This window comes from Gardnerella rara, from assembly GCF_055452355.1.
Window position 1 is genome coordinate 1 of the sequence record NZ_JBVBJP010000003.1, and the last position, 13,383, is coordinate 13,383.

A 13,383-nucleotide genomic window follows, 5' to 3' on the forward strand; every position below is an offset into this window, starting at 1 on the left:
GAAATTGCATAACGCATTTCAAGCTCCTTCAAAGCGTGATTTGGCTCAAATGTAAAGTCCAGTGGACTTTACATGCCCAATCAGCCGAGCGGCTACTAATAGCTGCGCGCGCCAACCTGCCGGAGCGCTTGAAGCGTAGCGCGCGAAGGCAATTTTGCGCGCTGAGCAGCTCAAGGCAGAAGCACTGCTTCTGCGCTGCGAAGACGTGAGCGCAGCTAATCTGCGCGAGCGACATAGCGCGCTGTAACGCGCGAACGATTTTCCGCTTTTTGTACGTGATTTAGGTCAAATTTGGTACAAAACCCGTCAACCCACTCCGCTTTTTGTACGTGATTTAAGTCAAATTTGGTACAAAACCCGTCAACCCACTCCGCTTTTTGTACGTGATTTAAGTCAAATATGGTACAAAACCCGTCAACCCACTCCGCTTTTTGTACGTGATTTAGGTCAAATATGGTACAAAACCCGTCAACCCACTCCGCTTTTTGTACGTGATTTAGGTCAAATATGGTACAAAACCCGTCAACCCACTCCGCTTTTTGTACGTGATTTAAGTCAAATATGGTACAAAGTGCGGAAAATCGTCGATTCGCGTGTGCAGAAATAACAAAAACCGCGCAAGCCAAGAAAACCTTGACTTGCGCGGCTTATAAATCTTAGAAAAGCTTAGAAAATCCTAGAAAATCTTAAGCAAAAATTCTAAGCAAAACCTTACTCGGCTGCAGGAGCTTCGGCAGCAGGAGCAGCAGCATCGGCAGCAGGAGCAGCAGCTGGCTCTTCTGGAGCAGCATCTTCTGGAACGGTGACGCTAACAACAGACTCTTCGCCATCCATGTCGAGCACAACGCCCTTAGGAAGCTTAACGTCTTTAGCAAACACCTTGGTGCCGTCGGTTAAGCCGTCAACGTTAACCACCAAGCGCTCTGGCAAGTTGGAAACGTCTGCGCGAACCTTAAGCTCCTGAACGTCTACGAATGCAACAGCAGCACCCTTTGGAGTGCCTTCAACAAACACTGGCACCTCAACGTCAATCTTTTCGCCAGCCTTAACTTCGTAGAAGTCAATGTGCTCAACAATGCGCTTAACAGGGTTGCGCTGAACATCCTTAACAACTGCGATTCGCGATTCCTTGCCAAACTTAATGGTGAACAAAGCGTTTGCGTGACGAAGCGAAAGAGTGGTCTCCCTCATTGGAAGAGTAACGTGTACAGGTTCAGCACCGCCAGCGTAAATGCTTGCTGGAATCAAATTTGCAACGCGCAAACGGCGAGCAACGCCCTTACCGAACTCATTGCGCACATTGCCTTCAAGTGTAATCTTTGTAGCCATATCGGTCTCCTTATTATCTGGATAGATTGATTAATCCAGCTTCAGGCGCACCGACGCGCCGAAAACCATATTGGCATCAGCCCAGTCGATAACGGAACTTACACGGCAATCGCAGGAGCAATCGCAGTGTTATTCCCTCGCCAAAGCAACTTGTCTAGTCTACAAAAACACTTAGACATGCGCAAACTCCGCAAAAATACTAATGCTAATTCGCAAAATCCTAATACAAACACAACACAAAAAGTGACTTGAGCTATACAAGCTATTATCATATATAAAAGAAGTAAGCGCGCATTGAATTGTGCGATTAAAAACAAGCTGATTTTGTGACTAAAGTTATGACTAAAGTTGCAACACAAATTACATGTTGCAACACAAATTTATGACTCAAGATTAGCGCAATTAAGGAGCAGACGTGTCCGTGCTAAACACACTCCAGCAGCAGGCTTTCAACCTTGCTCGCAAGGCCTTGCAAATCGGCAGCAACTTTGCGCACCCAGTTAGCGACGATCGCTCGGGAAGCCAAGACTACTCGCAAGTCGAAGAAAAACAAGAAGCAGCAAACACGCTACTTGCGCAAAAATCGCGTCTGCCTCGCGTAGAAGAGTGGGGCGCAGAAATGCCAACCACAACGTTCTTAGACCCACAAACTGGCTTGTTGACTACAAAAACCGAGGGAAGCGCTCCGCTAGACGAAGGAACAAGCATCTACGACTTGTATGCAGATAGGGCCGCTCGAATGGGAGACGATCCGCTTTACACATACAAAGAAAACGATGAATGGGTTACAAAAACAGCAAATCAGTTCCTTAAAGAAGTGCGAGATGCCGCAAAAGGCTTAATGCACTACGGTTTGCGCAAGGGCGATGCTGTTGCGTTAATGTGCAAAACCTCGTACGAGTGGGATATTGCCGACGCTGCGGTTATGGCTTGCGGAGGCGTGCTTGCTACGATTTACGACACGGATTCTGCCGAGCAAATTCGCAACATTGTAAACAACTCCGACTCGCGCTTTTTGATTGTTGGAACAACAGATATGAAGGAAAAGGCGGACGGCGCAATCGAAGAATGCCCAAGCCTTGAGCGCATTATTTGCATAGAAACTGGCGGATTGGCGGAACTTCAGGCTTTTGGATACGCTGTTAGCGATGAAGAGCTAGACGAGCGCATTGACTCAGTTAAAAAAACCGACTTGTGCTCAATCGTGTACACTTCTGGCTCTACGGCTGCGCCAAAAGGCGTGGAAATGACGCATGAGCATTATTGCACAACGGCGTTAAACTTGCCGATTTATTTGCCAGACTTGCTTAGCGAGCCTGATGGATCTGTGCTTCTGTTCTTGCCTCAGGCACATTCGTTTGCGCGCGCAATCAACTATATTGTTGTTGCCAGCACACTTAGAATCTACATTGCGCAAGGCATTACAACGCTTATATCCGACCTTCAAGTTGCAAAACCAACCGTTATGATTGTTGTTCCGCGTGTGCTCGAAAAAGTGTATAACGCGGCTTCACAAAAGGCAGGTCACGGCGCTAAGGGACTTGCTTTCCAGGGTGCTGTTGTTACGGCTCAGCAATATATGAAGGAAGTACAGGATTCTGGAGACGCTAAGGCGCTAACAAAGGCTCGCCGCGCTGCTTACGACCCACTGGTTTACCGCCCGATTCGCCAAGCGCTTGGTGGGCGTGCGCGCTGGATTGTTGCTGGAGGTGCACCACTGGACCCAGAGCTGCTTTCGTTCTTCCGCGGCGCAGGCGTGCCAGTTTACGAGGGCTACGGTCTTACGGAAACCACTGCCCCATGCGCGTTTACGCCTATTGGCGTTCCATTCCGCGAAGGTTCTGTTGGCATTGCTTTCCCAGCTTTCACTTTGCGAATTGCTAAAGATGGCGAAGTGCAAATTAAGGGCACTTGCGTGTTTAAGAAGTATCACAAGAATGAAGAGGCCACCGAGACTTCGTTTACAGAAGACGGATGGTATGCTACTGGCGATTTGGGTAGAATTGACGACGATGGCATGATTTACATTACTGGTCGCAAGAAGGACTTAATCATTACTGCTGGCGGCAAGAATGTAGCTCCTGGCCCTATTGAAGAAGTGATTAAGCGTTGCGATCTTGTGTCTCAAGCGCTTGTTCTTGGAGATAAGAGGCCATTTATATCTGCTCTTGTTACTTTAGACGAGGAGATTTTGCGCAATTGGCTTAAATCCAAGGGCTTGGACGAGACTATGAGCATGGAAGACGCAGCAAATAACGCGGTTGTGCGTGCGGAAGTTCAAAAGTTTGTGGATCTTGCAAATGAGGGCGTATCGCGCGCGGAATCTGTGCGAAAGTTCATTATTTTGCCAGAAGAGTTTACTCAAGAAAATGGCTTGATGACGGCTTCTATGAAGATTATTCGCCCTCGCGTTATTAAGAAGTATTCTGCATTGCTCAACACGCAAATGTACACGATTCGCAAGAAGTAGCGCTTCTGCGCGCTCCAAGATTACGTAGATTGCACCAAGCACTGTGGAGATTCGAGATTTTTCGCCGCGAAAGAGGTGAGCCTCAGCGCCGAAGGTGGTGACTCGCCGAGAGAGCAAGAAAAATCGAGAATCTCGGTGATGAAAGCTACGCAAAAGTTTTAGATATCCAGAAGGTTTGATGTATTTCTCTACGAGCAATAAAAGAGGAGCGTAGCGACGGGACTTGCGAGGAGAGAAATACTCAAACCTCGCGCAACAACAAATAGGAAATGTCGCGCCCGCGTTTGTTCCCTTTTACCCGCGTTTGTTCCCTTTTTGGTCAATTTTGGAAACAAAAGCAAGAAAAAGTAAACAAACACGGGGAAATTATGCAGCTCGAAATCGTCGATTCGCAGTTTAATCCATAGGTATTTGATAGAATCACGTTGAAAACTATATACCCCCCCCCCGGTAGAAAATATGTTTTCCAAAACAAGACGAACGGCAAGCAATTGCTAAAAAATCTTGTTCAAAAACACGAAAACTAACGATTTCCTATTATCAAATATGAGGAGAGGTTTTATGAATGCTAAAATCGCAGCCGCTATATCTTTAGGCGCAAGTTCACTGGCATTATTCGGTGTGGCAAATGTGGCCAACGCTGTTGAACAGAATCCAAACATAACTCAAGAAACTAACAATGTAGTTAACAGAGAAAATCCACAATCCGAACCACAATCCAATCCAAAAACCAGCGAAGAAGCAAACAAAGAAGCAAACAAGCTTGCAGACGAAGCCGAAAGACTAGAAAAAGAAGCTAATACAGAATTTACAAAAGCTCAAGACGAATACAATCAGGCTAATCAAGCTGCGACCGACGCCAACAATGTTGCTAGCAATGCACAATCTAAGTTAGAGGATGCTCAAAAAGAGAAAACTCTCGCAGAAGAAAATCAGACTAAAGCAAATAAAGAATTGCAAGAAAAGCAATTGCAGGCATCTAAAGCAAAAGACGAAGTAACAGCAAAAACTCAAATCTTAGAAGCAGAAAAAAATAATGAAAAAGCTGCTTTAGACGCAAGGCAAGAAGCTGCAAATGCACAAATAAAAGCCGAAGAACTTAATGCTTCTGCTCAAAGTGACGCTGCAAAGCATAAAGAGCTAGCAGATAAAGCAGATGAAGATTTAAAAGATAAGCAAAAAGCTCAAAAGAAAGAAAACGCAAATCTGCAACAAGCCAAGGATGCCCTAAGCAATGCAAAAAAGGAGCATCAGGAATTATTGCAAAAGGCCAATCAGGCAGATGTACTTAAACAAAATGCAGATAAGCTTGTTGAAGACAACAATAACAATCAAAAGAAAATTACAGCCCAGATAGAAGCGCTTACAAATCCAAAATCTGCTAGCGAAAATGAGAATGTTAAAAATCTAGAAAAAGCAGCTCAAGAAGCGCAAGAAAAAGCAGATTCAGCAAAGACTAATGCTGCTAAGAAGAATTCGGAAGTCAACTCTGCAAGCGACAATCTTACAAAAGCAGAAAATGAGCTTAAGTCAAAGAACAAAGACTTTTATGATTTAAAAAACGCTGTAGAGGAAGCTAAACGCGCAGCAAAACAAAAAAGTGACGAATACGATCTTACCGCAGATACAGAAGATTCAAACAAAAAAGTAGAAGAAAAGTCCGACTTCTACAAGTTCTTGCAATATGTGATTGATACCGAAAAAGCTAAGGAAAACGCAGGCAACGCTGACCTTATTGCAGACGCTGAGCGCGCTCAAAAAGTTCTTAAGGGCGAATCTTATACGGTTCCAAAAGAGTTAGTTAAAACTATAACTACTCCTGAGGGAACTGTGAAGCAATATCGTTCTGAATACACAGTTTATGCTCCAACTTGGTACAACGACTTAGTAAAGCCTGGACTTGGCAGGGTTGGTAGCGCAGACTCGCTGCAAAATATGATTGAAGCATTAACATACTACGATGCTCTTAACAAGCTGCGCAAGGCAGATGATTCTTTGCCAGAAGTCGGCGTGCGCTTAACGCATATTGCAGAGAGCATTGTACACTCCTTCTACTCCGCCGCGCATATTGGTCATGCTGTATCTCATGAACCTGAGAATGTAGCAGAAGATTTAAAAACACATGCATATAATCGATCTGCGGAAAATGTTGCGTGGAGCAACAAGTTAGACGGGCACGATAGCACAAGAAATCCACAGAAGTTTGATGACTGCGAAGTAACAGACGAAGGTCATTTTTCTTGCAAAATCAACTCTGGTGACTCACACAACGCTCTAGACGGTTGGTACACAATAGAAAAAACCTTGTACGACAACACAATTAGCAGCGGCGAATGGGCGAATCATAAACTCGCAAAGGGTGCTAAAGAAATACTGCAACAACATAGACATGATCTTGCAGATTTTACTCGCAATACAAAAACTATCTTATTTGAAAACGACAATGATAGGTCGCTGACTGGTAAGTTTATAAACGCAGTTGGCCATTACACAAACTTTGCCGATAAATCAAATACTGCTGCGGGCTTCGCCGAAGGCGACAACTCGTATGACACTACCTACAACAAATACCAAGATATTGCCATGTGGCATGGTAGCAACGAATCGACGATTACGGTTAGCCAATATAAGGATTTGCTTGATGCTTATGTTAAAAAAGTTAATCCTAATAGCAATAACTTGGAACCAGATAATGCAGAAAAGTTGAAGCAGCTTAATGCGGACGCAAACCTTGCAAATATGGCTATTTTTAACGCCAGATATAAGGTTTTGCAGAAAAAGCACGACATGAGCGAGCAGGATCGTGCCGCTATTAAAGACCTCGAAGAAAAATTCGATGGTGCTGTTAGCAAATTTGAGCAAGCTCAAGAAGAGTTTAAAAACGCGAATAAAAGCAAAATCCTTCTGGAAGAATCTGCTGAGGCTACGCAAAAGCTTTATGAAGAAGAAAAGCAGAAGGCCGATGCTAATGCTCAGCTTGACGAAAATGCTAGAGAAAACAAAAAGAATCAACTTGAGCAACAACTTAAACAGTTGCAAGCAGCTTCGACTGATTTGAACAAAAATGCTGAGAATGCTAAGAAAAATGCAGAAGAAACTCATAGATTGGCAGATGCAAAGCAGGCTACGATTGATGGCAAATTGACTGATGCTGTTAATGTTGCTCAAGGCAAGGTGATTGCTGCCAATCAGGCTGTTCAAGATGCAGAAGCCGACAAGAATAATGCTGAAGAAGCACTTAAGGCTGCTAACAAAAAGGCTGATGAGCTAGCTGATAAGATTGCTGAATTAGAGAAAACAGTCGAAGCGGAAACTAAGAAGATTACAGAAGCAAATAATAGAGTTTCTGATGCGCAAAAGGCTGTTAAAGATGCTGAAGATCAGCAAGAACAAGTAAACAACGAGCTTTCTGCCTTAAGTACAAGAGCAGATGAGGCAAATAAAAAGGTTGTAGAAACTAAAGCTGATGTTTCCAAAAAGATTGAGGCTGTTAAGGCAGCTAAAAAGACTGTTGCAGATGCTAAGGCTAAGGTTGCCTCTGCTCAAGCCACTCTTGCAGCCGCACAAGCTAAGGTTACGGCAGCACAAGAGACTGTTAAGGCTGTTGAAACTAAGTTTAACGAGATAATCAAGAAGCTGCCTCAAGAGACTCAGAAAACATACAGTGCCAAGTTCCTTGCTGCAACTGGGCGATTCGAAACTATGCAAACGGATTTGATGAGCTACACCACGCAGCTTGAAACGTTGACAACTACGTTGACTGAGACTGCCGATGCGCTTAAGAAGAACGTAAAAGACCCAGCTCCTACGCCATCTCCAGAGCCAGCACCATCCCCTGCTCCAAGCATCGACGAAGGCACAACTCCTGGCTCTGAGTCTGGCTCTGGCTCTGCGTCTGTTGAAGAGCCTGGCGAAGCATCTGGCAGCGACTATGTTGGCAGCTCGGATTACAGCAGCAGCAACTGGTACAGCAAGTATCTTGCAGGATACGCAAACAACTTGTTCGGCAGCGAGCAACTCGGATTCCACGTTGCTGTTCCAGCTGCACAATCGCAGAGTGCAAACGGCGCAAACGGTGCTAACGGCGCAAACGCTCAGAATGCTAATGGCGTTGCGGCAAATAATGTTGCAGGCGGCGCACACGCCAACACTCTTAGCGCATCCAGCGCCAATCGCATCGCAGCCGCACTAGTGGCGGGAGCTAAGGCTGCAGCCAAGAACGCTGCCAAGGCAGACGAGGCTAAGAAGGATGACGCTAAGAGCGAGTCCTCTAAGAATGCTGCTAAAGATTCCGAAAAGAGCAAGTCTAAGAGCGATTCCAAGAATGATTCCAAGAGCGAATCTAAGGATGAGTCTAAGAACGCTCAGGCATCAGGCGGCGAAGAGAACGCAGCGCAAAGCGCGTCCAACAGCACTACGCTTAAGGTTGTTGCGGCTCTAGCGACTGTTGTTGCAGGAATCGCAGCAATCGGAGGCGGCACTTACTTTGCTCGCCATCGTCGTGCGTAATCAAAACTAAATAACAAATAAAAACCGCGGAAGGCTAGTCTTATAACCGACTCGTCTGCCGCGGTTTTTGTTGCAGATTTTCCCGAAAATGTTGTTAATTTTGCCGATTAGAGCTACAAACGCGGGAAACCGCGCGCGCTACATGATTACGCAGATTTCACCAAGCGCTGTGGAGATTCGAGATTTTTCGCCGTGAACGAGGTGAGCCTCAGCATGAAATGGTGACTCGCCGAGAGAGCAAGAAAAATCGAGAATCTCAGGCGACTAGCAATACGCAATTGTTCAAGCGAGAAAGAGGGCTGGGTGATTCTTGGTCGAACAGTATAAGAGCGGCAGCCGATACCAAATAATCCAATGACTCACCCTACAAACAAACTTCAACCAAAAACAAAATCAAAGCCAAATCGGAACAACCGCAACAACAAACCACACGTAATAGGCGGAGCGTTGTGAGACAAGAAACACCCAGCCCTCCTACAACACCAAACAGGAAATATCGCTCGCGCGCTACGCTCTAAGCGAAAAGGCAGGTCGTGTCGTTCGCGCGGTCTAAGCGCGACGAATTAGAAACCCAAGCGCTCAAGCTTCTTAGGGTCACTCTGCCACCCCTTTGCAACCTTTACGTGCAAATCGAGCACAGCTTTAGCACCCGTAATGCGATTCACCGCAGTGCGCAAACGCTTCTTAACGCGCACAAGATGCTCCGCGCCGCGACCAATAATAATCGGCTTTTGCGAATCGCGCTCAACATACACCGACACAATCACATGCACTTTATTATCGCCATATTGCGCATAGTCCTCATCTTCTGGGCGCACAATGCTATCTACAACAACCGCCAGCGAATGCGGCAGCTCGTCGTCAAGCTCCTCAAGAAAAGCCCCACGAATCAGCTCCGCAATCATGCTCGAAGGACTCTCCTCGCTAAGCTGATCGTCTGGATACATCTTCGGACCTTCTGGAAGATTGTCAATCAAAACCTTCTTAACTTCGTCAACATTGTCGCGTTCCAGCGCGCTAACTGGCACAATATCCGTAAAATCAGCAAACTGCTGAATCTCAATCAAATGAGACACCAACTCATCTCGGCTTAGCGTATCAATTTTAGTGACGATTCCAATAAGCGGAACCTTCCACACCCAGTTTCCAGCCGCATCTTTTTTGGCAAAGTCGGAGCGAAGTCGGCTTAGAATTCTGCGATCTCCAGGCCCAATCTCCTGATCTGCTGGAAGCAAGAAAGCAATCGCATCCACATCTGCAAGCGACTCGTCCACAATGTCATTCAAGCGCTGGCCTAGCAAAGTGCGCGGCCTGTGGATTCCTGGCGTATCAACTAACACCATTTGCGCATTTGGAGTTGTTAAGATTCCGCGAATCGCCTTGCGCGTTGTTTCTGGGCGAGAAGACGCGATTGCGATTTGCGTTCCAATTAGCGCATTCATAAGCGTTGATTTTCCAACGTTTGGTCTGCCTACTACCGCAACAAATCCCGATTTATAGCCGTTAAAATCAGGCGCTTCTACGCTCGCTTTTAGGGAAGGATCCAAATTAGCAAACATTTCGTCGTCCATATCGTCCATATCGTCCATATCGTCCATATCGTTATTGTCTTTCATATTATTAATATCTTCCATACTGTTCTGCGCAAATGCCACTAAGATAAAAACCGCGGAAGGCTATTTATCGCCGTTTGCTTGCGATGATTCACTGGCTACAGCTTTGTCTTTTCCGCTATTCTCGCCGTCACTCTTTGAGTCACTCTTGACATCATTCTTTACGCCGTCACTCTTTGAGTCACTCTTAGAGTCACCCTTGGAATCGCCCTTTACGCCGCTCTTCCCAACGCTATCTTCTTCTTTGAGACCCTGAATATCTCGCACAACTTGAATCGTGGAAACTTTCTTGCGCCGCCCAGCAGAATCAACCGCAGTCAGCTTAAGCCCGCGAGTCACCGCGCTAGACCCAACAATCGGCACACTTCCAAGCAACTTTGTAAGCAGCCCAAACACAGTGTCCACATCATCTTCGTCTATATGAACTTCAAAAATATCTTCCAAATCGGCAATCGGCGTGCGCGCAGGCATTTGCCACACACCCTCACTCACCTCTTGCGGATCCGCGTGCTGAGTGCGGTCGTGCTCGTCTTCCAGCTCTCCAACAATTTGCTCAATCGCGTCTTCAATCGTCACAAGCCCTGCAATTCCGCCATATTCATCTACAACAACGGCAACGTGCTGGCGGATTCGCTGCATTTCGTGGAACAAATCATCCACTGGCTTGGACTCTGGAACAAGCATTGGGCTTCTGCTAATCGTAGAAACCGCGCGCGAAGACGCCGCTGGATTAAACACGGTTGCACGCACAGCATCCTTTAAATACGCGATTCCTTCCAAATCATCAACCGACTCACCGATTATAGGCACGCGAGAAAATCCAGATCTTGAGCATAATTTTAGGAAATTTTCCAGCGTTTCATCGTTTTTAACGCAAATCATATCGGTTCGCGGCACCATGATTTCGCGCGTCAAAGTGTCGGAAAGCGTGAGCACATTGCGCATCATCTCCGAAACTTCTGGGTCAAAATCATTTGCCTCCACCAGCCTATCAATACTCGCCTTAGCCTGGTCTAACTGAATATTTTCTAGCTCTTCGTCGTCGGAAAGAGCAGCATTTTTCTTATGATTTTGGCTTTGACTTTGCAAATCCCCCTGGCTTGCGATTTTTGCAAACGGATTCATAAAAACAGCAATCGAAACTATTCTAGACAAGCGCATTAGCTTAAAAACTGGCTGAGCCGCGCCCACCGACCTTGGCCGCACAAGAATAGAAACAATTGCAACAATCATTGCCACTATTAGCCCAATTAATAGCGTTAGCCAAAGAGACGCCCCAAGCGCCGCCGCGATTGCCGCAAAAGCCACGCCGTCCAGCACGTTACACACAATTCGCACAAACGCGCACGCTCCGCTTGTTGCGTACCTATCTGCTATAAGCCTCTTTGCTCTGCGAATTCTAGCAAGCTTCCTCAAGCGAACAACTTGACTTTCGCTATCGTTCGTTTGCTCTTCAATCATAAGGTTATTAAGACTAGACCTTGTGACTCTTGGCACCGCCCCTTCCGCAGCTGCCATAGCAAGCGAAAGCCACACAAGCAAAACTGCGACTATTGCAATCGCAGCCAAACAAGCCCACATATGCGCAGGCAAATTGGGGATCGGCGGAATTGTAATGTTATTTAGCATGATTTTTCTCGTATTCTTCCAGCTCATTTACAGCGCCCGATGGCAAAGTGGCGTCGTAAAGCTCGCCAGATCTAGCCGCAAAGAACGTTAGCAAAAGCTGCCTTTGCAAGCCAAACATTTGCTTTTCTTCTTGAGGCGTAGTGTGATCGTAGCCAAGCAAATGCAACATTCCGTGAATCGTAAGCAATAGCATCTCTTCCATTGTGCTATGCCCCGCCGCAGCCGCCTGCTGAGCCGCCACCCACGGGCAAATCACAAGGTCTCCAAGCATTCCTTCGCTAACTTTGTCATCGCTTCCAGGCGTCAGCTCGTCCATTGGAAAACTCATAACGTCTGTAGGGCCTTCTAAGTTCATCCACTTTTCGTGAAGACTAGCGATTGGCTCTGGGTCCACAAAAGTAATCGACAAATCGGATTGAACGCTTACTCGCATTTGTTGCAAAACCCACATTCCAAGGTCGGAGAATATTTTTGGGTCGATTTGCCAAACGGTTTCGTTCATCACTTCAACACTCATGATTACTTGATATTCCTCTCAAGATTTTGCGATTCTGCGGCTGCTGGCGATTCTGCGGTTTCTTGCGATTCTGCGGTTGCTGGCGACTTTCCACGCGCACCGCTAGCCTCACGCCTTGCATCAGCCTTCTCGCGCCTAAAATCAGCCTCGCGCTTTTCCCACGCTTCGTACGCTTCTACGATTCTCCCAACAAGCTCGGCCCTAACAACGTCTTTAGCATTTAAGTGAACAAACGCAATACTCTTAACGTCTTTTAGCACGTTCTCAATCGAAGCTAATCCAGACTTTGGAACCGCTAAATCAACTTGCGTTCTATCTCCCGTAATTACCATTGTGGTGTTAAAACCAAGACGCGTCAAAAACATCTTAAGCTGCTGAACAGTGGCATTTTGCGCTTCGTCTAAAATAACAAAAGCGTCATTAAGCGTGCGACCTCTCATGTATGCAAGCGGAGCCACTTCCACAACGTTTTCGTCCATATACCTCTTAAGTTGCGGCGCGCCCAACATGTCGGAAAGCGCGTCGTAAAGCGGCCTTAAATATGGATCCACTTTGTCGTTTAGCGTTCCAGGCAAGAATCCAAGATTTTCCCCAGCTTCTACAGCAGGGCGCGTCAACACTATTCTTCGCACGCGACCATCTTTTAAAGCTCTAACCGCCTTAGCAACCGCCAAATACGTTTTTCCAGTACCAGCAGGCCCAATTCCAAACGTTATAGTATTTGATTCCATTGCTTGCACATAAGCCGTTTGACCCGCGGTTTTTGCGCGAACAGGTTTTCCGCCTGCAAACGTTATTACACCTTTAGCCATTCGCGCTTTTCTGCCCATTGCGCGTCTTTTAGTATCTTCACTAGATGGCATTAAATCGGCAGAATCTCGCGCAAAATCACTTTCGATTGAAGCAGATCCAAAGCCAGAGCCAAAGCCATCTTCAGATCCAGAGCCAAAAGACTTTAATCCGCTAAACACTCCACCTAAAACTCCGCCATTGTGCCCAATCCTATCGATTCGCACATTATGTTCAGCGCCTTTAAGCACATCTCTTTCTAACATGCGTCTTACAGCATAAGAATCAACAGGAGCTTCGTAAGCGCAATCAACTATTTTGCGCAACGCGTGTTCGGCTTTGCAGGCATCTTTCTCACTTCTTGCGCTTCTAGATACAATTTTCACACAATCCGCATGAACGGAAATATCTACGCTTGGAAAAGCCTTCTCCAACTCTATTAAGTTTGAATCTGCTGCTCCCAAAACAGCAACTGGGCTTAATTCGCTTGGAATTTGAACAATACGCGTTGTACTATTTGCCACGAT

General features: G+C 46.3%; 7 protein-coding genes. 2 read left to right on the forward strand and 5 right to left on the reverse strand.

Annotated elements, in window-relative coordinates; all coding sequences use genetic code 11:
- Positions 1–711: 711 nt before the first annotated feature.
- The gene (locus ACZ0NX_RS03215; protein WP_060787224.1) at positions 712–1,329 is read right to left on the reverse strand and encodes a 50S ribosomal protein L25/general stress protein Ctc; all 618 of its coding nucleotides are present in this window, start codon (positions 1,327–1,329) and stop codon (positions 712–714) included.
- 415 nt (positions 1,330–1,744) lie between these two features.
- Here ACZ0NX_RS03215 and ACZ0NX_RS03220 point away from each other — a divergent pair, with 415 nt between their 5' ends.
- Positions 1,745–3,799: an AMP-dependent synthetase/ligase gene (locus ACZ0NX_RS03220; RefSeq protein ID WP_060787223.1), complete on the forward strand. Its 2,055-nt coding sequence runs from the start codon at positions 1,745–1,747 to the stop codon at positions 3,797–3,799.
- Positions 3,800–4,360: 561 nt separating this feature from the next.
- Positions 4,361–8,308 (forward strand): coiled-coil domain-containing protein, encoded by a 3,948-nt coding sequence (locus ACZ0NX_RS03225; protein WP_464405496.1) that lies wholly within the window; start codon positions 4,361–4,363, stop codon positions 8,306–8,308.
- A gap of 563 nt (positions 8,309–8,871) precedes the next feature.
- Here the strand turns inward: ACZ0NX_RS03225 and era are convergent.
- Genes era through ACZ0NX_RS03245 form a run of 4 tightly spaced genes read right to left on the reverse strand, consistent with a single transcriptional unit; the run spans position 8,872 to position 13,380 of the window.
- A complete protein-coding gene (gene era / locus ACZ0NX_RS03230; RefSeq protein ID WP_464405498.1) occupies positions 8,872–9,942 on the reverse strand; it encodes a GTPase Era in 1,071 nt (356 codons plus the stop codon).
- A 42-nt stretch (positions 9,943–9,984) separates the two neighbouring features.
- A complete protein-coding gene (locus ACZ0NX_RS03235) occupies positions 9,985–11,550 on the reverse strand; it encodes a hemolysin family protein (protein ID WP_464405500.1) in 1,566 nt (521 codons plus the stop codon).
- Positions 11,540–12,067, reverse strand: a complete 528-nt coding sequence (gene ybeY, locus ACZ0NX_RS03240) for an rRNA maturation RNase YbeY (protein WP_016797557.1) — start codon at positions 12,065–12,067, stop codon at positions 11,540–11,542. Before ybeY ends, ACZ0NX_RS03235 begins: the two co-directional genes overlap by 11 nt.
- Positions 12,068–12,069: 2 nt before the next feature.
- Positions 12,070–13,380: a PhoH family protein gene (locus ACZ0NX_RS03245; RefSeq protein WP_464405502.1), complete on the reverse strand. Its 1,311-nt coding sequence runs from the start codon at positions 13,378–13,380 to the stop codon at positions 12,070–12,072.
- Between the last annotated feature and the right edge of the window lie 3 nt (positions 13,381–13,383).

Coding starts and splice junctions, on each gene's coding strand:
- ACZ0NX_RS03225 (WP_464405496.1), top strand. CDS start 4,361: ATGAATGCTAAAATCGCAGCCGCTATATCTTTAGGCGCAAGTTCACTG.
- era (WP_464405498.1), bottom strand. CDS start 9,942: ATGGAAGATATTAATAATATGAAAGACAATAACGATATGGACGATATG.
- ACZ0NX_RS03235 (WP_464405500.1), bottom strand. CDS start 11,550: ATGCTAAATAACATTACAATTCCGCCGATCCCCAATTTGCCTGCGCAT.
- ybeY (WP_016797557.1), bottom strand. CDS start 12,067: ATGAGTGTTGAAGTGATGAACGAAACCGTTTGGCAAATCGACCCAAAA.
- ACZ0NX_RS03215 (WP_060787224.1), bottom strand. CDS start 1,329: ATGGCTACAAAGATTACACTTGAAGGCAATGTGCGCAATGAGTTCGGT.